At 65.4% G+C, this 24,258-nt stretch carries 27 protein-coding genes; 14 read left to right on the top strand and 13 right to left on the bottom strand.

Features of this window, described 5'->3' with window-relative positions:
- Window position 1: 1 nt before the first annotated feature.
- The 6 genes from A5733_RS01315 (at window position 2) to A5733_RS01290 (ending at window position 4,809) form a co-directional block, all read left to right on the top strand.
- Window positions 2–874 (top strand): alpha/beta fold hydrolase, encoded by an 873-nt coding sequence (locus A5733_RS01315; protein ID WP_067764816.1) that lies wholly within the window; start codon window positions 2–4, stop codon window positions 872–874.
- Window positions 874–1,692: an NAD(P)-dependent oxidoreductase gene (locus A5733_RS01310; protein WP_076238768.1), complete on the top strand. Its 819-nt coding sequence runs from the start codon at window positions 874–876 to the stop codon at window positions 1,690–1,692. The genes A5733_RS01315 and A5733_RS01310 overlap by 1 nt, the downstream gene beginning before the upstream one ends.
- Window positions 1,692–2,480, top strand: a complete 789-nt coding sequence (locus A5733_RS01305; RefSeq protein ID WP_076238767.1) for an NAD(P)-dependent oxidoreductase — start codon at window positions 1,692–1,694, stop codon at window positions 2,478–2,480. Before A5733_RS01310 ends, A5733_RS01305 begins: the two co-directional genes overlap by 1 nt.
- A 150-nt stretch (window positions 2,481–2,630) precedes the next feature.
- Window positions 2,631–3,833, top strand: coding sequence for a cytochrome P450 (locus tag A5733_RS01300; RefSeq protein ID WP_067764824.1), 1,203 nt, complete (start codon window positions 2,631–2,633; stop codon window positions 3,831–3,833).
- On the top strand, window positions 3,833–4,033 hold the full coding sequence (locus A5733_RS01295; protein WP_076238766.1) for a ferredoxin: 201 nt from the start codon (window positions 3,833–3,835) through the stop codon (window positions 4,031–4,033). Before A5733_RS01300 ends, A5733_RS01295 begins: the two co-directional genes overlap by 1 nt.
- 8 nt (window positions 4,034–4,041) lie before the next feature.
- On the top strand, window positions 4,042–4,809 hold the full coding sequence (locus A5733_RS01290) for an alpha/beta fold hydrolase (protein ID WP_076238765.1): 768 nt from the start codon (window positions 4,042–4,044) through the stop codon (window positions 4,807–4,809).
- A 104-nt stretch (window positions 4,810–4,913) separates the two neighbouring features.
- Here A5733_RS01290 and A5733_RS01285 read toward each other — a convergent pair whose 3' ends face one another.
- Genes A5733_RS01285 through A5733_RS01270 form a run of 4 tightly spaced genes read right to left on the bottom strand, consistent with a single transcriptional unit; the run spans window position 4,914 to window position 7,632 of the window.
- The gene (locus A5733_RS01285) at window positions 4,914–5,807 is read right to left on the bottom strand and encodes an LLM class F420-dependent oxidoreductase (RefSeq protein WP_369830893.1); all 894 of its coding nucleotides are present in this window, start codon (window positions 5,805–5,807) and stop codon (window positions 4,914–4,916) included.
- 38 nt (window positions 5,808–5,845) lie between these two features.
- Complete coding sequence (locus A5733_RS01280; RefSeq protein ID WP_076238832.1) at window positions 5,846–6,142, bottom strand: DUF1330 domain-containing protein; 297 nt, start codon at window positions 6,140–6,142, stop codon at window positions 5,846–5,848.
- 18 nt (window positions 6,143–6,160) lie between these two features.
- Window positions 6,161–6,352, bottom strand: a complete 192-nt coding sequence (locus A5733_RS01275; protein ID WP_067764836.1) for a ferredoxin — start codon at window positions 6,350–6,352, stop codon at window positions 6,161–6,163.
- Complete coding sequence (locus A5733_RS01270) at window positions 6,352–7,632, bottom strand: cytochrome P450 (RefSeq protein WP_067764839.1); 1,281 nt, start codon at window positions 7,630–7,632, stop codon at window positions 6,352–6,354. Before A5733_RS01270 ends, A5733_RS01275 begins: the two co-directional genes overlap by 1 nt.
- Before the next feature lie 246 nt (window positions 7,633–7,878).
- Between A5733_RS01270 and A5733_RS01265 the strand changes: the two genes are divergently transcribed.
- Genes A5733_RS01265 through A5733_RS01250 form a run of 4 tightly spaced genes read left to right on the top strand, consistent with a single transcriptional unit; the run spans window position 7,879 to window position 11,860 of the window.
- Complete coding sequence (locus tag A5733_RS01265; protein ID WP_076238763.1) at window positions 7,879–8,532, top strand: TetR/AcrR family transcriptional regulator; 654 nt, start codon at window positions 7,879–7,881, stop codon at window positions 8,530–8,532.
- A gap of 15 nt (window positions 8,533–8,547) precedes the next feature.
- Window positions 8,548–9,849 carry an acyl-CoA dehydrogenase family protein gene (locus A5733_RS01260; RefSeq protein WP_067764845.1) on the top strand — a complete coding sequence of 434 codons (1,302 nt, stop codon included), beginning with the start codon at window positions 8,548–8,550 and terminating at the stop codon, window positions 9,847–9,849.
- A gap of 59 nt (window positions 9,850–9,908) precedes the next feature.
- Complete coding sequence (locus tag A5733_RS01255) at window positions 9,909–10,898, top strand: phosphotransferase family protein (protein WP_076238762.1); 990 nt, start codon at window positions 9,909–9,911, stop codon at window positions 10,896–10,898.
- Window positions 10,895–11,860, top strand: coding sequence for an NADPH:quinone oxidoreductase family protein (locus A5733_RS01250; RefSeq protein ID WP_076238761.1), 966 nt, complete (start codon window positions 10,895–10,897; stop codon window positions 11,858–11,860). The genes A5733_RS01255 and A5733_RS01250 overlap by 4 nt, the downstream gene beginning before the upstream one ends.
- Here A5733_RS01250 and A5733_RS01245 read toward each other — a convergent pair.
- Window positions 11,853–12,227: an SgcJ/EcaC family oxidoreductase gene (locus tag A5733_RS01245; RefSeq protein ID WP_067764854.1), complete on the bottom strand. Its 375-nt coding sequence runs from the start codon at window positions 12,225–12,227 to the stop codon at window positions 11,853–11,855. The two genes, A5733_RS01250 and A5733_RS01245, sit on opposite strands and share 8 nt — an antisense overlap.
- Window positions 12,228–12,360: 133 nt before the next feature.
- On the opposite strand from A5733_RS01245, the gene A5733_RS01240 reads away from it, so the two are divergent.
- Entirely contained in the window at window positions 12,361–13,548 is a 1,188-nt protein-coding gene (locus A5733_RS01240) for a cytochrome P450 (RefSeq protein WP_067764857.1), read from the top strand.
- Window positions 13,549–13,615: 67 nt separating this feature from the next.
- Here A5733_RS01240 and A5733_RS01235 read toward each other — a convergent pair whose 3' ends face one another.
- The 8 genes from A5733_RS01235 to A5733_RS01200 all read right to left on the bottom strand — a co-directional run bounded on the left by A5733_RS01235 (window position 13,616) and on the right by A5733_RS01200 (window position 21,796).
- On the bottom strand, window positions 13,616–14,119 hold the full coding sequence (locus A5733_RS01235) for a hypothetical protein (RefSeq protein ID WP_067765052.1): 504 nt from the start codon (window positions 14,117–14,119) through the stop codon (window positions 13,616–13,618).
- A 14-nt stretch (window positions 14,120–14,133) separates the two neighbouring features.
- Window positions 14,134–14,787: a TetR/AcrR family transcriptional regulator gene (locus tag A5733_RS01230; RefSeq protein ID WP_369830892.1), complete on the bottom strand. Its 654-nt coding sequence runs from the start codon at window positions 14,785–14,787 to the stop codon at window positions 14,134–14,136.
- Between the two features lie 117 nt (window positions 14,788–14,904).
- The gene (locus A5733_RS01225; protein ID WP_076238760.1) at window positions 14,905–16,053 is read right to left on the bottom strand and encodes an acyl-CoA dehydrogenase family protein; all 1,149 of its coding nucleotides are present in this window, start codon (window positions 16,051–16,053) and stop codon (window positions 14,905–14,907) included.
- Window positions 16,054–16,068: 15 nt separating this feature from the next.
- Window positions 16,069–17,226, bottom strand: coding sequence for a thiolase family protein (locus A5733_RS01220; RefSeq protein WP_076238759.1), 1,158 nt, complete (start codon window positions 17,224–17,226; stop codon window positions 16,069–16,071).
- Between the two features lie 11 nt (window positions 17,227–17,237).
- Window positions 17,238–18,464 carry a CaiB/BaiF CoA-transferase family protein gene (locus A5733_RS01215; RefSeq protein ID WP_076238758.1) on the bottom strand — a complete coding sequence of 409 codons (1,227 nt, stop codon included), beginning with the start codon at window positions 18,462–18,464 and terminating at the stop codon, window positions 17,238–17,240.
- A 31-nt stretch (window positions 18,465–18,495) separates the two neighbouring features.
- Window positions 18,496–19,254, bottom strand: coding sequence for an SDR family NAD(P)-dependent oxidoreductase (locus tag A5733_RS01210; protein ID WP_076238757.1), 759 nt, complete (start codon window positions 19,252–19,254; stop codon window positions 18,496–18,498).
- 16 nt (window positions 19,255–19,270) lie between these two features.
- The gene (locus A5733_RS01205) at window positions 19,271–20,449 is read right to left on the bottom strand and encodes an acyl-CoA dehydrogenase family protein (protein ID WP_067764869.1); all 1,179 of its coding nucleotides are present in this window, start codon (window positions 20,447–20,449) and stop codon (window positions 19,271–19,273) included.
- A gap of 51 nt (window positions 20,450–20,500) precedes the next feature.
- On the bottom strand, window positions 20,501–21,796 hold the full coding sequence (locus A5733_RS01200) for an amidohydrolase family protein (protein WP_067764872.1): 1,296 nt from the start codon (window positions 21,794–21,796) through the stop codon (window positions 20,501–20,503).
- 224 nt (window positions 21,797–22,020) lie between these two features.
- Between A5733_RS01200 and A5733_RS01195 the strand changes: the two genes are divergently transcribed.
- The 3 genes from A5733_RS01195 to A5733_RS01185 are packed head-to-tail and all read left to right on the top strand — an operon-like array spanning window position 22,021 to window position 24,258.
- The gene (locus tag A5733_RS01195; protein ID WP_076238756.1) at window positions 22,021–22,551 is read left to right on the top strand and encodes a carboxymuconolactone decarboxylase family protein; all 531 of its coding nucleotides are present in this window, start codon (window positions 22,021–22,023) and stop codon (window positions 22,549–22,551) included.
- Between the two features lie 26 nt (window positions 22,552–22,577).
- Entirely contained in the window at window positions 22,578–23,936 is a 1,359-nt protein-coding gene (locus tag A5733_RS01190) for an aromatic ring-hydroxylating dioxygenase subunit alpha (RefSeq protein WP_076238755.1), read from the top strand.
- On the top strand, window positions 23,929–24,258 hold the full coding sequence (locus tag A5733_RS01185) for a hypothetical protein (protein ID WP_067764881.1): 330 nt from the start codon (window positions 23,929–23,931) through the stop codon (window positions 24,256–24,258). The genes A5733_RS01190 and A5733_RS01185 overlap by 8 nt, the downstream gene beginning before the upstream one ends.

The raw sequence follows: 24,258 nt of genomic DNA, 5'->3' as shown, positions 1-24,258 counted from the left end.
CATGAGTAAGGCAGTTCCGCATCCCCGGGTGGTGATGGTCGACGGGGTCCCGATGTCGGCGTTGGTCGCCGAGTCCCCCGACCCGCGCGCCGTCGTGGTCGCACTGCACGGCGGGGCGACCATGTCGGCCTACTTCGACTGCCCCGGTCACCCGGAACTCTCACTGCTGCGCCTTGCCGTCGCCCAGGGATACACCGTGATCGCGCTCGATCGCCCGGGCTACGGCGCCTCGGCGGCCTACCCCGATGCGATGGTGTCCCCCGACCAGCGGGTGGCCCTGACGGTCGGCACGATCGAGCGCATCGCCGGGCTGTCGAATCTGTTTGTCCTGGGCCATTCGTTGGGCTGCGAACTGGCGTTGCACCTGGCCGTGCAGCGCCCCGAGGTGCTCGGCGTCTCGCTGGCCGGGACCGGCCGCCGGTATCACGAGAGCGCACGCGCGGTCCTCGCCGGCGCCTCGACCGAACGTCCCCGGCCGCGTGGTCTGCGCGATCTGCTGTGGGAGCCGGCGCGGTTGTACCCGGCCGACGTGATCGGGGCCGGCCTGGCGGCCGGCGGGACGGCCTACGAAGGTGAGATCGTCAAAACCTGGGCACGCCAGGACTTTCCGGCGCTCGCCGGGCAGGTCCGGGTCCCGGTGCAGTTCCTCGCGGGCGAATACGAGAACGTCTGGGAATCCGATCCCGAGGCGCTGTCCGCCATCGCGGCGATGTTCTCGGTCGCACCACGGGTGCAGACCGGGGAGCTACCGGAGGGCGGCCACAACCTCAGTGTGGGTCTGACAGCCGAAAGCTATCACCGCAAGGTGCTGTCGTTTGCCGATGAATGCCTGGCCGATCGAGCCGGCACCGAAGTGGAAGTGGAGGCAGGTTGATGCGAGTCGGATTTATCGGGCTGGGCAGCCAGGGGGCGCCGATGGCTCGGCGGATCGTCGAAGGCGGGTTCGAGACCACCCTGTGGGCACGGCGTCCGGCCTCTTTGGAACCGTTCGCCGACACCGCGGCGAAGACGGCGGGCACCCCGGCGGAACTGGCCGCCGCCAGCGACCTGGTCTGCCTGTGCGTGGTCGGTGACGACGACGTACGTCAGGTGCTCGACGGCGAGACGGGGGTGCTGGCCGGGTTGGCCCCGGGTGGCGTCATCGCCATCCACTCGACGGTGCATCCCGACACTTGTCGCGAGCTGGCGGAAAAGGCTGCGGCACAAGGCGTCACCGTCATCGATGCCCCGGTGAGCGGTGGCGAGCCCGCGGCCTCGGCCGGCACCTTGCTGGTGATGGTGGGCGGTGACGAGGAGACCGTCGAGCGGGTACGCCCGGTGTTCGCCACGTATGCCGATCCGATCGTGCACCTCGGTGCCGTCGGCGCCGGCCAGGTCGCCAAGATCCTGAACAACCTGCTGTTCAGCGCCAACCTGGGTGCGGCCATGAGCGCCTTGGAACTCGGTGAGGCGCTTGGTGTTCCCCGCACCGCGCTGTGCGAGGTCATCAGCCGTGGTTCGGCCACCAGCAAGGCACTCAACAGCATCGCGATGTTCGGCGGGACACTGGACAACCTGGCACCGATCGCCGGCGCGCTGCTGCAGAAGGACTGCCGGCATGCCGCCAGCCTGGCCGACGACGCGTCGGCCCCGCAAGGCGCGGTCTTTACCGCCGCCGACAATGCGTTGACCATCATGGACCATCCCCGCTGATGCGCGTCGGGTTCATTGGGGCCGGACGGATGGGCGCACCGATGGTGCGCCGCCTGGCCGACGCCGGCCACCTGGTCCGGGCACTCGGCCGGGATGACGACAAACGCGCCGCGGTGGCCGAACTCGGTGCCGAGCCCGTGGATTCGGCGGTCGCCGTCGCGGCCGGGGCCGACGTGGTGATCGTCTGTGTGTTCACCGACGATCAGGTCCGCGACCTCTGCCCGGGTCTGATCGATGACATGCCGGAAGGTTCGGTGCTCGTGCTGCACACCACCGGCAGTCCCCACACCGCCGAGGCGCTGGCCGAACGCGGGGCGGCCCGCGGTGTGGCGGTCATCGACGCGCCGGTCAGCGGCGGGCCGCACGACATCGCGGCCGGCGCCGTCACGGTGTTCGCCGGCGGCGCCGACGACGCCGTCGGCCGCGCCCGCGAGGTGCTGACCGCGTATGCCGATCCGGTGCTCCACGTGGGTCCGGTCGGCGCCGGGCAACGGGTGAAGCTGGTGAACAACGCGGTGTTCGCGGCACAGATCGGCGTGGTGGCCGAAGCGGTGCGCCTGGGCGATCGGCTCGGCGTCGACGAGAAGACGCTGCTGAACGCGCTCACCCACGGCAGCGCGGCAAGCCGGGCGCTGGGCGGAATCGCGGCGACGGGCTCGGCCGACGCCTTCATCGCCAGGGTCGGCGAATTCATCGGCAAAGACGTGGCCGTGGTGCGTCGAACCACGGCTGAACTGGGCAGCGACCTCGGCCGGTTGGAGAGCCTGCTCGACGCCGCGCTCAAGTGACCTCGTTGACCAGAACAGAACCTGATCAGCACCTATTTTGCGCTTTTCAAACACCGCCGATCGGTTTACTGTTAGCGTTACAGTTCCACAGTTTCCCGTAACGTTTCACTGCGCTTCCGGCACAGCCCGCCGCGAAGGAGGAGCCAGCCAATGACCAAGGCCCAGGTGATCTTCGATCCGTTCTCCGACGAGTTCTTCCAGAACCCGTTCGACATGTACCGACGGATGCGCACCGACGCGCCGCTGTACTACAACGACGAGCTCGACTTCTACGCGCTGACCCGGCATGAGGACGTCGCCGCGGCGCTCAAGGACCACGAGGCGTTCTCGTCGTCGCGCGGGTGCGATCTGGCGATGGTGCAGAGCAACGAGCCGCCGCAGAAGTCGATCATCTTCATGGATCCGCCGGACCATCGGCACATGCGCAGCCTGCTGAACAAAGCGTTCACCCCGAGGATGATCCAGTCCCAGAAGGACACCGTCATCGAACAGATCGACCGCTACCTCGGCCAGATCGACGGCGACGAATTCGACGTGGTGCAGGACTTCTCCGGGCCGTTCCCGGTCGAGGTGATCACCCGGATGGCCGGGGTGGAACCGGAGTACCGCCAACAGGTTCGGCACTGGATCGACACCAGCCTGTCGCGTGAGCCCGGGCAGATGGGCTACTCCGAAGCCGGTATGCAGGCCAACATTGACACCGGCATCTACTACTACGGCTTGGTCCAGAAGCGGCGGGAGAACCCGCAGGACGACATGATCAGCCGTCTGATCGCGGCCGAGATCCCCGGCGAGAACGGTGAGATGCGCCGGCTCGACGACATCGAGATCACCGGCTTCGCCACCCTGCTCGGCGGAGCCGGCGCCGAGACCGTCACCAAGCTCATCGGTACGGCCGTGGTGTTGTTCGCCAAGAATCCCGAGCAGTGGCAGAAGCTGCTCGACGACCGCGAGAAGGTGCCGGCCGCGGTCGAGGAACTGCTACGTTACGAAGGCCCGGTGCAGTACAACGTCCGGTACACCCTCAAAGAAGCCCATGTGCCCAGCGGCACCATCCCGGCGGGCAAGCCGGTGTTCCTGATCAGTGCGGCGGCGAACCGGGATCCCGACGCGTTCACCGACGCCGACACCTTCGACATCGAGCGCGACCGCACCGAGGCCCAGAACCTCGGGCTCGGGTACGGCATCCACAGCTGCCTCGGCGCGGCGCTGGCCCGCATGGAAAGCGTCATCGCCCTGGAGAAGCTGCTCGATTTCATGCCTCGTTACGAGGTGAAATGGGATGGCCTGCAACGAGTTCAGATGCAAAATGTGGCAGGGTATTCGAATGTGCCGGTAAGGGTTCTGCGGTAATGGCAAAGAAGATTCACGTCGACTTCGAGATCTGCGAGAGCAACGCGGTCTGTATGGGGATCATCCCCGAGGTGTTCGACCTCGACGATCAGGACTACCTGCACGTCCTACAGGAAGAGGTGACACCGGAGAACGAGGCGCAGGTCCGCGAGGCGGTCCGGCAATGTCCGCGACAGGCCATCTCGATCGACGAGGAGTAACCGCACGCATGCGCTTCGTCTTCGTCCACGGCGGTTTTCATGCCGCCTGGTGCTGGGAGCGCACGATTGCCGAGTTGCGGGACCTCGGTCATGACGGTGTCGCGGTAGACCTGCCGGGGCACGGTGCCCGCATGGCAGAGGAGTCGACGCTGGCCAACCGGCGCGCGGCGATCGTCGAGGTGATGCAGTCCGGGGATGTTCTGGTGGGGCATTCCGGCGGTGGGTTCGATGCCACGCTCGCCGCGGATGCCGCCCCAGACCTGGTGGGCCACATCGTATATCTGGCCGCTGCGCTGCCCCGGGAAGGCCGGACGTACCCGGAAGCCATGGCGATGCGCTCGGCCGACGATGATCTGGGAAACGAGTTCGACGGTGACGTCGGCGAGATGCTGGGCTACCTGAAGTTCGACGACGACGGCGCGATGCACTTCGCCGACTTCGACGGGGCCTGGCGCTACTTCTACCACGACTGCGACGAGGCCACGGCCCGTTGGGCTTTCGAACGTCTGGGGCCCGAGCGCTTCGGTGACACCACCGTCACACCGGTGTCGGTGCCACAGTTCTGGGCGGCCGATCTGCCCCGCAGTTTCATCCGCTGCACCCAGGACCGCTCGATGCCGCGCTGGTTGGCCGACACGGTCACCCAGCGTCTCGGCGTCGAGCAGCTGACCATCGACGCGTCGCACTCACCATTTCTGAGCCGTCCGCGCGAGCTGGCCGAGCTTCTCCTGCACGCCACCACGACGACGCCGATCGCCGCACTGACGCCCGCTTAGGTTCCCTGCCACTACGCCGTTTTCAACGCCTGGGTCGCTTCGAACGAAGAATCACGACCCCAGCGTCGAAATCGGCGGCCCCACATGCCCGCGCCCGGCCCTGGCTAGGCGGCGATCACCGACTTTCCGAACTCCTCAGTCGCCTCCAGTGCATGGGCCAGGCTGTCGCCGGGCAGGGTGACGTGCAGCCAGGTGACCCCGAGTGCGGCCAGCTTGTCCACACCGGCCAGGTACGCGTCGGCGTCGAAATCGTCGCTGCCGGGGTTACCGCCTTCGAAGTTGTTGAACACGATGTCGATTGCGTCCGGATCGCGATTGGCGTCGGCCAACCGGCTCCGCAGATCCTCGATACCGGCGGCCAAGGCGTCGAGTGAGTCCATCGCCGCGGTTCCGGCGGTCTTGGCCAAGCCCGCCGGTGCGGCGAACGGGCACCAACCCTCACCGTGTTTGGCCACCCGGGCCCGCGCCGCCGAGGTGTTGCCGCCGATCCAGATCGGCGGATGTGGGCTTGCCGTCGGCCGGGGATGAGCGGTGATACCCCGAGCGGTAAAGTTCTTGCCCTCGTACGTGTAATCGTCGGTGGTCCAGATACCGCGGATGACTTCGAGGGCCTCGTCGAACAGTGCGGCCCGCTCGTCGTAGGACACCCCCAGCGCGGCGAATTCCCGCTTGAGATAACCGACTCCGACCGCCAGCGTGAACCGGCCACCGGACAGCAGGTCCAGGCTGGCGCCGGATTTCGCCACCACGAAGGGATTCCGATACGGCAGCACCACGATGTTGGGCACCAGCCGCAAGGTGGTGGTGTGCGCCGCGGCAAAAGCCATGGCCACGAACGGGTCCAGTGCGTCGTGGCCACCGGCATCGAGCCACCGTTGTGATGGCGCCGGGTGGTCGGTGAAACCGAAGCCATCGAATCCCGCCGCCTCGGCCGCAGCGGCCATCGCGGTAACGCCACTGCCGCTCACCAGATCCGGGTGATACGGGTGGGTGTGCATCGGGTAGGTGATGCTGTACCGCACTGCGGCCGGCCCGATCAGGAGGGGAAGCCGGAGAGGATGACGCCGTTGCACTCGGCGGCGCCTTGGCGAACCTTGGCAGCCGCCTGGTAGGCATCGGAGTAGTACCACTCGCGCGCGGCGTCGACCGACTCGAACTCCAGCACCACGGTCTGGGTGCCGTGCCATGCGCCTTCGATCACCTCGGGCTTCTGATCGACAGCCACGATGGTGGCCCCGCCCATCGCCTTGGACGCCAGCTTCGCGTACTCGACCATGCCGGCCGGGTCCTTGATGTCCTCGGTGATGATGACGTACCCCTTGGCTGATGCCATGTCCACAACCCTTCTCTACTAGTCGATTTCGCTGATCGCCCGTTCCGGGCAGTTGTCTATCGCCTCACGTGCCGCGTCTTCCAACCCGGCTGGAACCTCTTCCGGATCGGCCACCGCCCAGCCGTCATCTGACATCTCGAAGACCTCGGGGCACAGCGTCAGGCACATACCGTGCCCGGCACAACGGTCCTCGTCGACCTTGACCCGCATCAGGTATCGAACTCCAGGTGCAGCTCGGTCAGGCCGCGCAGGATGAATGTCGGGATGTAGTTGTAGCGCCGATCGCCGTCCGAGCCGTGCTTGGCCTCGGAGATGCGGATGTCGGTGGTGCGGTCCAGCAGCCGTTCGATGCCGACGCGGGTTTCGGCCCGGGCCAGTGGGGCGCCCGGGCAACTGTGGATGCCGCGGCCGAAAGCCAGGTGCTGGCGGGCATTCTTGCGGGCCGGGTCGAAGGTGTCGGGATCTTCGAAGCGGCGCGGATCGCGGTTGGCCGCACCATTGAGGACCATCACGGTGGTGCCCGCGCTCAACTCGGTCTCACCGACGGTCACCGGGCAGCGGGACAGCCGGAAGTCGCCTTTGACCGGACTTTCGATGCGCAGCGCCTCTTCGATGAAGTTCGGGATCAGACTGCGATCGTCACGCAGTCGCTGCTGGATCTCCGGCTGTTCGCCCAGGACCTTCAGCGCGGTGCTGAGCAACCGCACCGTCGTCTCCTGCCCGGCCGAGAACACGTTGGTCGCCACCCGCGCGACGTCACCGACGTCGGGAATGCTGCCGTCGGGGAAGGTGGCCTGCGCCAGACCGGTCAGGACGTCGTCGCGCGGGTTGGCCCGCCGATCGGCGGTGTAATCGGCGAACTGGCCGTAGAGGAACTCCAGCGGGCTGTGGGACAGCGACTCACTGCTGGTGCTGCCGATACCGCCACCCGAGTTCTGCTTGATGCCGTTGACGAATGCTTCCCGGTCCTCGTCGGGAATGCCCAGCAGGTCGGCGATCACCAGCAGGGTGAACGGCCCCGCGAAGCCCTTGATGAATTCGCCATGACCAGGTTCGAGGTAGCTGTCGAGTACCTCGTCGGCCAGCTGCCACATGGCGTCCTCGTTCTCCTTGAGGCGCTTGGGCGTGATCAGCCGCATCAACAACGAGCGGTGATCGGTGTGGGTGGGCGGATCGAGCGTAGGCAGTTGATCGCTGAACGGCAGCTCGTTGCGGTGCTTGTCGATGAGCGCCGTGACTTCCTCGGTGCTGCGACCCTCCAATGGGACCGGGAAACCCGGGAATGGGCCGGTGACCGACAGGCACGAGGAGAACGTCTCCTCGTCGTTGTAGACCTGGACGGCTTCTTCCCAGCCGGTCACCATTGTCACGTTGTAGTGGTCTTCACGGGTGACCGGGCACTTGTTCCGCAGCGCCTCGAAGAACGGGTACGGGTTGTCGACCAATCGTTCATCGCGGAAGAAATCGATACCGGTTGGGTCGATCGCCATATGCTGCTCCCGTTCCAGCCGCGACTAGGAGAATGCGGCTCTCATCTATGAATAGCAGATTTCCACAGCCGCCGTTGCGCCGTCAACGCCGGGGGTTGCCGACCTGCGGTAAACAGCAAGAATAAGATTCTCTGCCCCAAGCCTCCAGACCGCTGAGCTCGGCCGCCGTCGGGCGATACATGCATCCGATAGTTAGACAAACGTCAACTATTCCCAACCGGCGAATCCCTGGCTACTCTGGCGAATATGCCCAAGACCTCGGCGGCCGGCACTGCTGACACCAGTCAGCGCCGTGCGTCTTTTCAACGGGCACGCTCCCACCAGACCAAGCGCGACCTCGTCCAGGCCGCGATGGCACTGTGGCGCACCAACGGTTACGCCAAGACGACGGTTGCCGATATCTGCCGGGCGGCGGGGGTCTCCCGAGCGCTGTTCTACTTCTATTTCCCGGCCAAAGAGGACGTGTTGTTCGAGGTGGGGCTGACCTCCACCCGGCTGGCGCAGCAGCGGGTGAAATCGCTGTTGGTGGGCGACTACGACGTGATGAACGTGATCACCGAGGCACTCCGCAGCCTGGAGCGGTCGATGGCGCGCAACCCACCCGATCTGATCATCGAGACGATCCTGGAGGGCTACCGCCACGAGCATCGGATCCTGGCCGGCGACGGCGACTCGGCTGCGCAGGACGCCGACATGTTCGGCGAGCTGTTCCGTCGGGCCCAGGCCGATGGCAAGCTCGGTTCCCACGTCGATGTGAACCACCTGTCTCGGCTGGCGCAGGTCCTGGTCAGCGAGGGCGTCCGGCATTGGGCGGGCGGCAGTTTCGGCGAGCGTTCGTTCACCGACGTCGTCGCGCGCGATATCGGCGCGATGATCACTGGCTTCAACACCATCGATTAGATCGGAGGACCCCCGATGGCGTGGGATTTCGAGACCGACCCGCAGTACCAGGAATTACTGGACTGGGCAGACGATTTCGTGACGAACGAGGTCGAGCCGCTGGACCTGGCCTTTCCACATCTGCAGTTCACCCAACTCGAGGGCAAGCGCCGGGAAGCGATCGACCCGCTGAAGGCCAAGGTTCGCGAGAAAGGTTTGTGGGCCACCCATCTCGGTCCCGAGTTGGGCGGACAAGGATACGGCCAACTCAAGCTGGCACTGCTCAACGAGATTCTCGGCCGCTCGCAGTGGGCGCCGATCGTGTTCGGCTGTCAGGCCCCCGACACCGGCAATGCCGAGATCATCGCGCACTACGGCACCGAGGAGCAGAAGAAGCAGTACCTGCACCCGCTGCTCGAGGGAGAGCTGTTCTCCTGCTATTCGATGACCGAACCGCATGCCGGTGCCGATCCCACCCTGTTCACCACGAGCGCGGTACGAGACGGCGACGACTGGGTGATAAACGGATGGAAGTTCTTCTCTTCCAACGCCGCAACCGCGTCCTTCCTGATCGTCATGGTGGTGACCAACCCTGAGGTCAGCGCCTATCAGGGCATGTCGATGTTCCTGGTGCCCACCGACACCCCCGGGGTGAAGATCGTCCGCAACGTCGGGTTGTACGGCGAGGCGGACAACCACGGCAGCCACGCGCTGATCCACTACGACAACGTCCGGGTGCCCGCCGAAGCGCTGTTGGGCGGTGAGGGGCAGGCATTCGTGATCGCCCAGACCCGGTTGGGCGGCGGGCGGATCCACCACGCGATGCGCACGATCGGCCTGGCTCAGAAGGCCCTGGACATGATGTGTGAACGCGCGCTGAGCCGCGAGACGCAGGGCAGCCGGCTGTCCGACAAGCAGTTCGTGCAGGGCTACATCGCCGACTCGTACGCCCAGCTGCTGCAGTTCCGGTTGATGGTGCTCTACACGGCCTGGGAGATCGACAAGTACAACGATTACAAGAAGGTCCGCAAGGACATCGCGGCGGTCAAGGTGGCGATGCCCACGGTGTTGCACGACATCGCCTGGCGGGCAATGCAAGTCCACGGGGCACTCGGCGTCACCAACGAAATGCCGTTCCTGGGCATGGTGACCGGTGCCGCGGTCATGGGCCTGGCCGACGGCCCGACCGAGGTACACAAGACCACGGTGGCCCGGCAAGTCTTGCGTGACTACCAGCCGACCACCGACACCTGGCCCAGTCAGTGGATACCCCGCAAGCGTGAGGCCGCGAAGGCGAAGTTCGCCGAATACCTCGAGGCCGAGGTGGGCAATCTGTGACGCAATCTGATTCTGCTCCTCACGTGCGCGGCCTAGATACGGCCCGCCTTGCCGACTGGATGGACAACGCTGGGCTGGCCGGCAAGGGCGAGCCCCTTGACGCTCGTTTCCTGTCGGGCGGCACCCAGAACGTCATCTACGAGATTCGCCGCGGCGAGCACACCTGCGTGCTGCGCATGCCACCGGCCGGCGCACCACCGGACCGGGACAAGGGCATCCTGCGCGAGTGGCGCATCATCGAGGCGCTGGACGGCACCGACGTCCCACACACTGCCGCAGTGGGGGTGTGCGCCGATCCCGAGGTACTGGGCCGGCCCTTCTACCTGATGGGTTTCGTCGACGGCTGGTCCCCGATGGACACCCACGGCCGCTGGCCCGAGCCGTTCAACAGCGACGTGAGCGCCCGCCCCGGGCTGAGTTATCAACTGGCCGAGGGTATTGCGCTGTTGTCGAAGGTGGACTGGCAGGCCAGGGGCCTCGGTGATCTCGGCCGGCCGGATGGCTTCCACGAACGTCAGGTCTCTCGATGGATCGGGTTTCTCGACCGGATCAAGAACCGGGAGCTGCCCGGGCTCGACGTGGCCACCGCGTGGCTGCAGGCGCATAAACCGTTGGACTTCATCCCCGGTCTGATGCACGGCGACTACCAGTTCGCCAACGTCATGTACCGCCACGGCGCCCCGGCCACGATGGCCGCGATCGTGGACTGGGAGATGGGCACCGTGGGCGATCCGAAGCTGGACCTGGCGTGGATGGTGCAATCGTGGCCGGCCGACACGGATAACCCGGAGCCGTCGGAGATGGGTTATGTCGACATGCGTGGGATGCCTTCGCGCGACGACGTGGTCGCGCACTACGCGAAGGAGTCCGGGCGCCAGGTCGACGATCTCGACTACTACCTGGTGCTGGCCAAGTGGAAGCTGGCCATCGTGCTGGAGCAGGGTTTTCAGCGGGCCGGCAATGACGAGAAGTTGCTGGCATTCGGGCCGGTGGTGACCGAGTTGATGCGATCTGCCGCCGAACTCGCCGAATCCACCGACTACCGGTGAAGGCCGCGGTCTGCCGGTCCTACGGGCCACCCGAGGTGGTCCAGATCGACGATCTGGACTCCCCCGCGCTCGGCGCCGGTCAGGTGCGGGTACGGGTCGGCGCGACCGCGGTCAATTACCCCGACGTGCTGCTGGTGGCCGACAAATACCAGGTGCACCTGCCGACGCCATTCGTGGTGGGTAGTGAGTTCGCCGGGGTGGTCACCGAAGTTGCCTCGGACACTGACGCTTTCGCCGTCGGCGATCGGGTGACCGGCACCGGGATGTTCGGTGCGTTCACCGAAGAGGTGTGCGTGGATCCCGCCGGGCTCAACCGGATACCAGACGGGGTCGACGACCACACCGCAGCAGCGTTCGGCGTGGCACACCGCACCGCGTATCACACGTTGCGTTCCGTGGCGCGGGTCTCCCCTGGTGACGACGTGATTGTGCTCGGCGCCGGTGGCGGTGTCGGTTTGGCTGCGGTGCAGTTGGCCGTGGCATTGGGCGCGCGGGTGACCGCGGTCTCGTCATCGGACGAGAAGCTCACGGCTGCAGCCGACTACGGGGCGACTGCGCTGATCAACCGCACGCAAGGCGATCTGCGCTCGGCATTACGCGCCGCGCTGCCCGAGGGCGCGCACGCCGTCGTCGACCCGGTCGGTGGCGATCAGTCCGAACCCGCCCTGCGGTCGCTGCGTCGCGGCGGCCGGTTCGTCACGGTGGGCTACGCGTCCGGCGAGATTCCCCGTATCCCGCTGAACCTTGTACTGGTCAAGGGGATTCACGTCATGGGTTTTCAGTTCCAAGACGTTGATCCCGACGAGTTCGCCCGCAACGAAGCCGAACTTCGGGAACTTTTGATCACCGGTGCCGCGAAACCACATATCGGTGCCGTCTACCCGCTGTCCGAGGTTGCCGCTGCGTTGCGTCACGTCGCCGACGGGCGGGCCGTCGGCAAGGTGGTCATCGATCTCAGCTAGTGCTGCTCTCGTCGAAATCCTTGGGCGGGTAGAAGTACTCGCGCCAGGCGGTGATCTTGTCGTCGCGCACCTCGTAGGCGCCCATGACGGGCCAGCTCATCTGCTTGCCGTTCACGATCCAGTGGTCGTGGCGCTCCATCAGGACGACGTCACCGTCGACGGCGAGGTGGAGGATCTCCAGATCGACGCATTTCCCGCCCGCGAAGAACACCTTCATCATCTCGTGGATCGCCTCACGCCCGGTCAGCTTCGGCCAGTCCGGACCGATGTCGAAGGTGGCGTCATCGGCGAAGTGGCTCATGACTTCCTCGACGTCATTGCTTGCCCACGCGGCGATCTCGGCGCGTACTACTTGCTCAGCGGTCATGGCTTTCCCATCAGTCCGTAGCGACAGTCATTTACACCTCACCGACTAACTGTAATGATGGTCCGATATCTGCTAAGCAAGTGCTCAGGAAAACCAGCCCGCATCAGCACTCCCGTCACCCGATGGAGGCCTCATGACAGCGCCCACCGCACCAGCCGAACCAGATCTCTACTACGACCCGTACAGCGTCGAGCTCAACATGGACCCGTATGCGGTGTTCGCCCGAATCCGGGAAGAAGCGCCGCTGTACTACAACGAGCAGCACGACTTCTACGCGCTGAGCCGCTACGACGACGTCAACAAGGCCGTCATCGACCACGAGACGTTCATCTCCGGGCGCGGCGCGCTGCTCGAGATCATCAAGTCCGGCATGGAGATTCCGCCCGGAACCCTGATCTTCGAGGATCCGCCGATCCACAACATCCACCGCAACCTGCTGTCGCGGGTGTTCACGCCACGCAAGGTGCTCGCCCTTGAGCCGCAGATCCGGGAGTTCACCGCCCGCTGCCTGGATCCACTGGTCGGGGCGGAACGGTTCGACTTCGTGCAGGATCTCGGCGAGCAGATGCCGATGCGCGTCATCGGCATGTTGCTGGGCATCCCCGAGGATCGGCAGCGCGCCATCACCGACCACGGTGAGGAGACCCTGCAAGGGCAGACGGTCGATGCCCTGGCCACCGGTGAGGTGTTCGCCGAGTTCATCGACTGGCGCACCCAGCACCCGTCCGACGACATCATGACCGATCTGCTCAATGCCGAGTTCACCGACGAGACCGGCACCGTGCGCACGCTGCGCCGCGACGAGTTGTTGTTGTACCTGACGGTCATCGCGACCGCCGGTTCGGAAACCACCACGCGATTGATCGGCTGGGCGGGCAAGACTCTGGCCGACTACCCCGACCAGCGCCGCCAGCTGGTGGAAAACCCTGACCTCATCCCGCAGGCGATCGAAGAGATCCTACGGTGGGAACCGCCGGCCCTGCAGATCGCTCGCTACGTCACCCGCGATGTCGAGTACTACGGCCAGACCGTGCCCGAGGGCTCGGCGATGCTGATGCTGGTCGGTGCGGCCAACCGCGACCACCGTCGCTTCGCTCCCGACGGCGACGTCTTCGACATCCACCGGGAGCAGAAGTCACACATGACTTTTGGGGCCGGCACCCACTTCTGCATGGGTAATGCACTGGCCCGGCTGGAAGGTCGTATCGCGTTGGAGGAGATCCTCAAACGCTTCCCGGAGTGGGAGGTCGACTGGGCCAACGCCAAACCGTCGGAAACCGCCGCGGTGCGGGGCTGGGCCGCGATGCCGACATTCGTCTAGCGTCGAGCGTGCGCCCAGATCGCGAAATCGCGTGAAATCACGATCTGGGTGCACGTTCGGCGAGTAGTCAGCTGGCCGGGATCAGATCGGCCGGCACTGACCGCTTGATCATGGTGCCGCACCGGAATACTTCGGTGTTGCCGACACCGCCGGCTTCCAGGTGGTTGACGGCGGCCAGCGCCTGCGCCTTGAAAGCCCGCGCCGCAGCGGACAATTCGTGACGAACCGGATCGACGCTGAGATCGGCCGGACACTCGTCGCCCCACAGCGTGACCTCGGTGTGCCCCTGCTCCAAGGCACCCAGGACGCCGCGGCGCACGCGCTCGTCGCTGTTGAACAGGTCAGCGGCCACAGCGACGGTCTGCGGATGCGGCCGGTCCTCCCAAGACTCGAGCACCGACTCCAGCGCGATGGTCTCCACGCCGAGAATCGCCAGCGGCCGGACGTCCTCGTCGGCGCCGATCAGCACCGTGACATCCCAACCAGCCATCACCCGGTCCACCAACCAGCCGCCGGCGAACCGGACCGCGTCCACCACACAGGGGGCGACCACATCGAGCCGATACCGCATGTCGTCCTCCAATCTCATTGGCCGGCCGCCCCGTTGCGCCCGACCGGTTGCGCGATCTCCCGTTCCAGCATCTCCGCGTAGCTGTTGAACACGTCGGTCAACGGGAGCGAGGGATCGAGTAACCATGAGGTCTCCATTCCATTGATGAATGCCAGGATTTCCACGGCCTTGGTGGCCGCGTCGAAGTCGGTGCGATAGCGGCCGCTGAGCTGGCCACGGGTGATGATGTCGGTGACGATGTCGCGCGCGGCCTGCTGCCGTTTCAGCAAACGATCGTGCAGCGGGGCGTCGGGGTGGATGTTCTCGACCAGCAGCACCGTGAACGTGCCCACCAACTCCGGCGCCCGGACGAACCGTTTGGCGACTCGCTTGATCTCCTCGGCAAGATCACCGGAGCGGTCGGCGTGAGTGTCGTCATCGTGATCGCGCGCGTCGAGCACGGCGTTGAGCAGCTGCTCCTTGGACTCGAAATGATGCAACAGGCCTGCCGGCGTCACGCCGACCTCCCTGGCGATCTGCGCCAGCGAGGTGTTGCGCCAACCATTGCGCGCGAGCAGCTTCTCTGCCACGGAAAGTATCCGCTGCCTGCGGTCTTCCCCCTTGGCCAGGAGCGTCTCGTAGGGCCGCACCCCCGCCGAAGACGCCTCTGCACCTGCCACCGAAGCCACCGGACTCCTTCGTCGAACCAACCTAGTGAACACACAGTAAGTTGGTTTGGCCGCTGTGACAAGCGTCTCAGGAAAAGTAATTACCGGCGGCTGTCACAACCGCCGGATACACCAGGTCTACAGGCCCAGCGATTTGGCGATGATGACCTTCATGACCTCGCTGGTACCGGCGTAGATGCGGGCCACCCGGGCGTCCGTGTAGAGCCGCGCAATGGGGTACTCCATCATGTAGCCGTACCCGCCGAACAGTTGCAGGCAACGATCGATCACCCGCGCCTGCATCTCGGTGCAAAACAGTTTCACGCGGGCTGCATCGGCTCCCGACAGCTCACCGTCGACGTGCAGGGCCACGGCTCGGTCGAGCATCGCCTGCGCCGCCTCGACCTCCGTGGAGCACGCCGCGAGTTCGAACTTGGTGTTCTGAAACGACGCGACCGGCTGGCCGAAGGCCTTGCGGTCCTTGGTGTAGTCGATCGCCGCCGCGATCGCTGAGCGGGCCTGAGCCACCGAGCCCACCGCCACGGTGAGCCGCTCCTGGGCCAGGTTGTGGCCGAGGTAGCTGAACGCCTCGCCCTCCTCCCCCAACACGTTGGCCACGGGCACGCGCACGTCGGTGAACGACAGCTCCGCGGTGTCCTGCACCTTGCAGCCCATCTTCTCCAGCTCGCGGCCCCGCTCGAACCCGGCCATGCCGTCCTCGACGACCAGCAGGGTCAGCCCCTTACGCCGGTTCTCCGGATCGGTGGAGGTGCGCGCCACCACGACGACCAGATCGGCCTGGATGCCCCCGGTGATGAACGTCTTGGCACCGTTGAGCACGTACTCGTCACCGTCACGGACCGCGGAGGTGCGCATGCCGGCCAGATCGGAACCGGTGCCCGGCTCGGTCATCGCGACCGCCGTCAGCAGCGTGCCCGCCGCCAGCCCGGGGAACCAGCGTTGCCGCTGCTCTTCGTTCGCGTAATGCAGGAAGTACGGCAGGATCACCTCGAGCTGGGTGCGCACCGTCGACAGCGTCACCAACGCCCGGGCCGCCTCCTCCTGCAGCACCACGTTGTAGCGGTAGTCGTCGATACCCGCGCCGCCGTACTCCTCGGGGATCGCCATGCCGAGCATGCCGAGCTCCCCCATCTGCTTGAAGACGTCACGGGGCATGCGCCCGCCCTTCTCCCACTCGGGATAGGCGGGGACGACTTCCTTTTCGATGAAATCGCGCGCGAGCGCACGAAACGCCTCGTGGTCCTCGGTGAACAGGTTGCGTTGCACTACTTCTCCCTAGCGTCAGTCGATGAGCTCGACCAGCGTGGCGTTGGCGGTCCCGCCGCCTTCACACATGGTCTGCAGACCGTAGCGAATTCCGTTGTCGCGCATGTGATTGATCATCCGGGTCATCAGCACCGCGCCCGACGCACCGAGCGGATGGCCCAGCGCGATGGCACCCCCGAGCGGATTCGTCTTGGCTTCGTCGGCGCCCGTCTCGGCCAGCCAGGCAAGGGGCACCGGGGCGAAGGCCTCGTTCACCTCGAACACACCGACCTCGTCGAGCCCGACGCCGGCCTTGCGCAGCACCTTCTGGGTGGCCGGGATCGGCCCGGTCAGCATCAACACCGGATCGGCTCCGGTGACCGCACCCGCGCGGTACCGCACGATCGGTGAAAGCCCCAGTGCCAGGGCACTTTCGGCGGTCATCACCAGCAGCGCCGCGGCGCCGTCGGAAATCTGCGAGGAGTTGCCGGCGTGGATCACCCCGTCGTCGGCGAATGCCGGCTTGAGCCCGGCGAGTTTCTCGACGGTGCTCCCCCGCCGGACCCCTTCGTCGGCGACCACCGGGTCGAGCTGATCAGCCGGATCCGGGAACACCGTGATCATCTGGTGCTCGAACGCACCGCGATCCTGAGCGGCCGCAGCCAGCTCATGCGAGCGAACCGAGTACTCGTCCAAACGGGTTCGGTCAAAGCCCCACTTCTGCGCGATCATCTCAGCCGAGATGCCCTGGTTGAAGGAGAAATCCTGGTACCGGGCAAACACTTTCGGGCCGTAGGGGGTGCCGGTGGCTCGAGCGGCCCCCAATGGCACCCGGCTCATCACCTCCACGCCGCCGGCCACCACCACGTCCTGCTGACCCGACATCACGGCCTGGACTGCGAAATCCAGTGCCTGCTGGCTTGATCCGCACGCCCGGTTGACCGTGGTGCCCGGGATGTGTTCGGGCCAACCGGCGGCCAGCACCGAATACCGGCCGATGTTGCTGGACTGATCGCCGACCTGCGACACGCAACCCCAGACCACGTCGTCGACGATGTCGGGGCTGATGCCGGCCCGTTCCACCAGCGCGTTGAGCACCAGGGCGGACAGGTCGGCAGCGTGGAAGCCGGACAGCCCGCCGTTGCGTTTGCCGACCGGGGTGCGGACGGCCTCGACGATCACGGTTTCACGCATGGGATTCTCCTTCAGGACAAAGACTGGTAGGCCGGGCCGATCGCGCCGTGGCGACGAAGTTCGGCGATCTCGTCGGCACTCAGTCCGATCCCACCGAGGATGGCGTCGGTGTGCTCGCCGAGGCCCGGCACCGCCCCCATGCCGAGCTCCATGCCGCTGATCACCGGCGGGGGCAGCAGTGCCGAGATGTCGCCGTTGGGCGTGCCGACGCTACGCCACCGGTCGCGCGCCTTCAGATGCGGATGCTCGATGACCTCACTGGGCAGGTTGTAGCGCGAATTGCCGATCCCGGCATCGTCGGCGGTCTGCTGGATATCAGCCAGATCGTGTTGCGCACAGCAGGATTCGATGGCCTTGTTGAGCTCGTCGCGATGCGCACACCGATCGGAGTTGGTGGCGAACCGCGGATCGTCGGCCAGATCGGGACGTTCGATGATCTCGCGGGCCAGCCGCTGCCATTCCCGGTCGTTGGTGGTGCCCAGCACGACGGTCTGGCCATCGCGGGTGTCGAAGGCACCGTAGGGCGCCACCGCCGGCGAACTCATGCCGAGCGGGATCTGGTCGATCCCGGAGTGCTGTGTATAGGTCAGTTGGTAGCCCATGATATCGGTCATCGTGTCGAACAAGCTGACCGCCACGGCCGGCGCGGCACCTGTCGTCCCGTTGCGGGCCCGTCCGACCAGCAGGGCCATGATGGACAGCGCCGAGTACAACCCGGTGGTGATATCGGCAACTGCGGCACCGGGTTTGGCCGGCATCCCGGCGTACCCGGTCGACGCGCACGAACCGGATTCCGCCTGCACCAGCAGGTCGTAGGCCCGCTTGTGCGACAGCGGGCCACCGGGGCCGTAGCCGTCGATCTCGACCGGGATCACCTGCGGGTGACGCACCTTGAGATCCTCGGGCCCGAGCCCGAGCCGCGCGGTGGCGCCCGGGGCGAGATTGGACACGAAAGCATCGGCGGTGTCGAGCAGCCGGTGCAGGACTTCCATTCCCTCGGGAGATTTCAGGTTGAGGGTGATCGACTCCTTACCGCGGTTGGCCCACACGAAGTGGGCGGCCATCCCGTTCACCACGGTGTCGTAGTCGCGGGCGAAATCACCGCCCTTGGGGTTCTCGATCTTGATCACCCGGGCGCCGAAGTCGGCCAGCACCCGGGTGCACATCGGCGCCGAGACCGCCTGTTCCATCGCGATGACGGTGATACCCGCCAGCGGCAGGGCGGAACGGTCTGTCATCGGTGGTTCGCTCGTCAACTCGCTCACAGAGTCACATAACCATGCCGCCATCGACCGGGAGCACCTGCCCGGTGATGTACGACGCGGCATCGGAGGCCATGAACACGAACGCACCGGCGACCTCGTCGGCCTCGGCCCAGCGCTTGAGCGGGATGCGGTTCATCATGTTCGCGGCGAACTTCTCGTTGGTGCGGATGGTCTCGGTCATCGGCGTGGCGGCCAACGGCGCCAGCGCGTTGACCATGATGTTCTTGGGAGCCAACTCCCGCGCCAACGACTTGGTGATGCCGATCAGGCCGGCCTTGGCCGCCGAGTAGTTCACCTGACCGAGCGTGCCGGTGATGCCTGCGGACGAGGTGACGTTGATGATGCGTCCGGTGCCGTCGGTGGGCATGTGCGGCAGTGCCGACTGGGTGACGTGGAACGTGCCCATCACGTGGATGTCGAACGTGAGCCGGAAGGTCTCGTCGGTCAGCTTGGGGAACATCGCCGGCGCGGTGACCCCGGCGTTGTTGACGACGATGTGCAGGTTGCCCTCGGTGAGCGCGGCCGCCTGGGCCGCGGCGGCCTCCGCAGCTGCGCGATCACTGACGTCGAGCGCGGCGCTGTCGGCCTTGCCCCCGGCGGTGTTGACCCGCTCGGCGACCTTCGCGGCCGCCTCACCGCTGATGTCGGTCACCAGCACCGAGGCACCGGCCGCCGCCAGCGCCTCGGCGACCGCCGCGCCGATTCCCGCGCCGGCCCCGGTCACCAACGCCGAACGTCCGGTGAGATCGAAATAGGTCCTCATTGAACTGGTTTTCTCCTCAGTAGCTCTTGGGCAGGCCGAGAACATTCGCGCTCAAGAAGTTCAGGATCATCTCCTGGCTCACCGGCGCGATCTTCATCAGTCGGGATTCCCGGAAGAACCGGGAGATGTTGTACTCCTCGGAGTAACCCATCCCGCCGTGGGTCTGCAACGCCCGGTCGGCGGCACCAAATCCGGCGTCAGCGCACAGATACTTGGCCATGTTGGCCTCCCGACCGCACGACTTGCCGTTGTCGTAGAGCCAGGTGGCCTTGCGCAGGATCAGCTCGGCCGCATCCAGCCGGGCCAGTGAGTCGGCCAGCGGGAACTGGATGCCCTGGTTCATGCCGATCGGCCGGTCGAACACCACGCGCTCGTTGGCGTATTTCACCGCGCGGTCCAGCGCCACCCGGCCGATGCCCAGGGCTTCGGCGGCGATCAGCATCCGTTCCGGGTTGAGCCCGTGCAGGATGTACTTGAAGCCCTTGCCCTCCTCGCCGATCAGGTGCTCGGCCGGCACCCGCAGATCGTCGATGAACAACTCGTTGGAGCTCACCGCGTTTCGGCCCATCTTGTTGATGGGCCGGATCTCGACGTGGTCGCGGTCGAGGTCGGTGAGGAACAACGACAGTCCGTCGGTCGGCTTCCCGCCGCGCTTCTCGACGTCCTCGCGGGACTCCGTGCGGGTCAGCAGCAAGATCTTCTCGGACTCAAGGGCTTTGGAGATCCACACCTTGCGGCCGTTGACCACGTAGCTGTCGCCGTCTTTTCTGGCGAACGTGGTGATGCGCGAGGTGTCCAGCCCGGCACCAGGTTCGGTGACGCCGAAGCACACGTGCAGATCGCCGTTGACGATGCGCGGCAGGGTGGCCTTCTTCATCTCCTCGGACCCGAAGACCACCACCGGCTGCATGCCGAAGATCGACATGTGGATCGCGCTGGCGGCGTTCATGGCTCCGCCGGAGCGAGCCACTTCCTCGGCCAGGATTGTGGCCTCGGTGATACCGAGGCCGTGGCCGCCATACTCCTCCGGGATGGTCATTCCCAGCCAGCCGCCACCGGCGATGGCGTCGTAGAACTCCTGCGGGAATTCGTGCGCCTGGTCCTTGGTCATCCAATAGTGGTCATCGAACTTGGCCGCCAGCTCCGCAACGGATTTGCGGATCAGCTGCTGGTCCTCGGTCAGTTCGAAGTTCATACCGCCCGACACTGTGTTCTCCTATTTTCTGGGCCGGTCCCGGCCCGACGATCAGTCCCGTGCGCCGGAAACGGCTTTGGCGTTGGCCTGGAAGTCCGCGAAGCTGGTGCCAGTCTTCTCCTTGTTGCTCAGGGCGCGGATCGACACATCGTGTCCTTCGGCAGCCTTGCGCAGCGCTCCGACGGTGGCCTGGTCCTTGGGCACATGGGCGAACGGGTCGAAGTGATACAGCCGCATCGCGTTCTCGTGGGTGATCTTGTTGATCTCGTCGTCAGGTACGTCGTAGGTGTCGAACACCGCCCACAGTTCCTCGGGCGCGCCCGGCCACATCGAGTCACTGTGCGGGTAGTCCATCTCCCAGCAGATGTTGTCCACCCCGATCTCGTGACGGTTCTTGACCCCGACCGGATCGGAGATGAAGCACGTCATGAAATGCTCGCGGAACACCTCGCTGGGCAGCTTGCCGCCGAAGTCCTGATTCGTCCACGTCGAGTGCATCTCGAAGGTGCGATCCACCCGGTCCAGGAAGTACGGAATCCACCCGGTGCCACCCTCGCTCAACGCGATCTTCAGGTCGGGGTAGGCCTTGATCGGCGCCGACCACAACAGATCCGCCGCGGCCTGAACGATGTTCATCGGCTGCAGTGTGATCATCACATCCATCGGCGCATCAGGCGCGGTGATCGCCAGCTTGCCCGAGGACCCGATGTGCACGTTCATGACGGTGTCGGTGTCAACGAGGGCCTCCCACAACGGCTTCCAGTACTCCAGGTCGTGGAACGACGGGTAGCCCAAGGTGGACGGGTTCTCGGTGAAGGTCAGCGAGTGCACGCCCTTCTTCGACACCCGGCGCACTTCGTCGGCACACAGTTGCGGGTTCCAGATGGCCGGGATCGCCATCGGGATGAACCGCCCCGGGTTCGACCCGCACCACTCGTCGATGTGCCAGTCGTTGTAGGCCTGCACCAACGCCAGCGAGAAGTCGTCGTCGTCGGTGGCGAACAACCGTGCCGCAAAGCCGGGAAACGACGGAAAGTTCATCGTCGCCAGTACCCCACCGGCATTCATGTCCTTGACCCGCTCATCCGGGTCATAGCAGCCCTTGCGGATCTCGTCGAGCCCTTGAGGCTCCAACCCGTACTCCTCCTTGGGCCGGCCGGCCACCGCGTTCAACGCCACGTTGGGGATCACCGTGTCGCGGAACTGCCAGGTGTCGCTGCCGTCGGGGTTGTGCACCAACCGCGGCGCCTCATCTCGATACTTCGCCGGCAGATGGTTCTTGAACATGTTCGGCGGCTCGATGATGTGGTCGTCGACGCTGATCAGAATCATGTCGTCTTTGTTCACTGCCTCACTCCGTCCGGTCGGATGCCATGCGGGTTCTCTAAGTGAGGAAACTAGCTTCTCGTCTAGCGAGAATCAATGAGCGAGGCCGTTGACATGGAAGTTTGGCCAGGTCAGTACGAAACCTCGGTAGTTCTTGTTGACCATCGCGGCAAAAGGTGGAAACCTCTTAGTCGGAAATGAGAACCTGATTCTCGTCAACGAGAGTCCCGAGAGGAGAACGCCCCGTGCGCTTGGCCCCTCTGCCCGCCGAGGAGTGGGACGACGACGTGCGCCGAGCACTGTCGGTCATGCTCCCAGAGGAGCGGCTCAACCCCGAGGGAGCGGGCACCGCGTTGTCGACGCTGGCCCGGCACCCCGCGTTGACCAAGGCGTTCCTGCGATTCAGCAATCACCTGCTGTTCCGCTCGACGCTCGACCCGCAGATCCGCGAGTTGGCCATCCTGCGGATCGCACATCGAAAGCAGTGCGAGTACGAGTGGACCCACCATGCCTTCATCGGCAAGGCCGAGGGGTTGACCGACGAGCAGATCGCAAGCAGTACAACCGGCCAGGCCACCACGGCACTCGATCAACTCGTGCTCGACGCCGTCGACGAACTCGACGAGCACTCGAAGATCTCGGACGGCACCTGGGCTTCGCTGAGCGAGCACCTCAACGAGCGTCAGCGCATGGACCTGGTTTTCACGATCGGCGGCTACGGCCTGATGGCCATGGCTTACAACACCTTTGGAATTGCGCCGGAATCCGGTCACTAACTCAAGAAGAAAGTAGGTAGGAACACATGGCGTTTTTCCCGAAGCCGGATGCCGGCAGCTGGACCGAGAATTGGCCCGAGCTGGGTACCGCCCCGGTCAACTACGAGGATTCGATCGACCCCGAGCACTGGAAGCTGGAGCAACAGGCCATCTTCCGCAAGACCTGGCTGCAGATGGGCCGCGTGGAGCTGATCCCGAAGAAGGGCAGCTACATCACCCGCGAACTGCCGTCGGTCGGCCCGGGCACCTCGATCATCATCGTCAACGACGGAGACGAGATCCGCGCCTTCTACAACCTGTGCCGCCACCGCGGAAACAAGCTGGTGTGGAACGACTACCCCGGCGAAGAGGTGTCCGGCAGCTGCCGCCAGTTCGTCTGCAAATACCACGCCTGGCGCTACAACCTCAAGGGCGACCTGACGTTCATCCAGCAGGAGCAGGAGTTCTTCGACGTCGACAAGGCCGACTACCCGCTCAAGCCGGTGCGCTGCGAGGTGTGGGAGGGCTTCATCTTCGTGAACTTCGACGACGATGCGGTGTCCTTGGAGGAGTACCTGGGCGAATTCGGCCAGGGGCTCAAGGGTTATCCCTTCCACGAGATGACCGAGCACTACAGCTACCGCGCGGAGATCAAGGCGAACTGGAAGCTGTTCATCGACGCGTTCGTCGAGTTCTACCACGCGCCGATCCTGCACATGAAGCAGGCGGAAAAGGAAGAAGCCGAGAAGCTGGCCAAGTTCGGTTTCGAGGCGCTGCACTACGACATCAAGGGTGACCACTCGATGATCTCGTCCTGGGGCGGCATGAGCCCGCCGAAGGACCTGAAGATGGTCAAGCCCATCGAGCGCATCCTTCACAGTGGTCTGTTCGGACCGTGGGATCGCCCCGATATCAAGGGAATCCTGCCCGACGAGCTGCCGCCGGCGATCAATCCCGGCCGCCACAGCACCTGGGGCCAGGACTCGTTCGAGTTCTTCCCGAACTTCACCCTGCTGTTCTGGGTGCCGGGCTGGTACCTGACCTACAACTACTGGCCGACCGGTGTGGACTCGCACATCTTCGAGGCCGACCTGTACTTCGTGCCGCCGAAGAACCTGCGCGAGCGGCTGTCCCAGGAACTCGCCGCGGTGACGTTCAAGGAGTACGCGTTCCAGGACGCCAACACGCTGGAGGCCACCCAGACCCAGATCGGCACCCGGGCCGTCCTCGACTTCCCGCTGTGCGACCAGGAAATTCTGCTCCGCCACCTGCACCACACCGCGCACAAGTACGTCGACCGGTACAAGGAGTCGCTGGCCAACGGGGCCAACGGAACCGGTTCGAGCAACGGCAAGCACGCTGCCCCCAGTGAGAAGGCCGCAGAAAAGGATCCCGCAAATGTCTAAGCTGCCCGAAGAATTCGCCGACCTGGAGCGGTTCAGCGACTGGTGCCTGCCCACCGAGGAGGAGCGCTACCAGAAGCGGCTCAACTCCTCCATGGACGAGATGCAGGAGCTGTACGACGCCGGCATGGCACGACTCGAGGACATCATGGTCTACGTCGATGCCCGCTTCCCCCTGTCGAGCATGCCTGACGACGCCAAGGCGCTGGTGCATCTCGGCCAGTCCATCGTCATGGTGAGCTTCCCGGTCGAGGTGTGGAAGCAGCCGCGGGTCCTCGACAGCGGCGCGGCCTACATCAACCTCATCAAGGAGCCGGTGGTTTAA

The sequence above is a fragment of the Mycobacterium sp. NS-7484 genome (assembly GCF_001953975.1).
Taxonomy (GTDB): domain Bacteria; phylum Actinomycetota; class Actinomycetes; order Mycobacteriales; family Mycobacteriaceae; genus Mycobacterium.
The sequence above is the reverse complement of the archived record's forward strand: the minus strand, read 5'-3'. Positions and strand labels throughout refer to the sequence as shown.